The sequence below is a fragment of the Psychroserpens mesophilus genome, assembly GCF_000826645.1.
GTDB lineage: Bacteria > Bacteroidota > Bacteroidia > Flavobacteriales > Flavobacteriaceae > Psychroserpens > Psychroserpens mesophilus.
Map to the genome: position 1 here is coordinate 1 of NZ_JXJP01000069.1, position 253 is coordinate 253.

Below are 253 nucleotides of genomic sequence, written 5' to 3' on the forward strand. Positions count from 1 at the left end.
GTCGGAGGCCGGGCGGCGGGAGTCCTTCGCGGCCGCCCGGGCGGGGTTCTCGGCGAGCTTGGCGGCGTCCAGACCGGCGATGAGGTTCAGGTGCAGCGCGAACAGGTAGGACGCGCAGCGGTCGCTGGCGGCGGTGACCTCGGTCCACTCCCTGCTGGTCAGCTCCAGCCCCTGCACCGGGGAAGCGGGGCCAGCTTCACCGTCCTCGGCGGCGGTACCGGTGGGGACCTGCCGCTGCCCGACGGCGCTCAGC

The 253-nt window shown here is 75.1% G+C and carries 1 protein-coding gene; it reads right to left on the bottom strand.

From position 1 onward, the window contains the following. On the bottom strand, positions 1-253 hold a 253-nt coding region (locus tag TD18_RS17320), incomplete at both ends, for a hypothetical protein (RefSeq protein WP_160289480.1).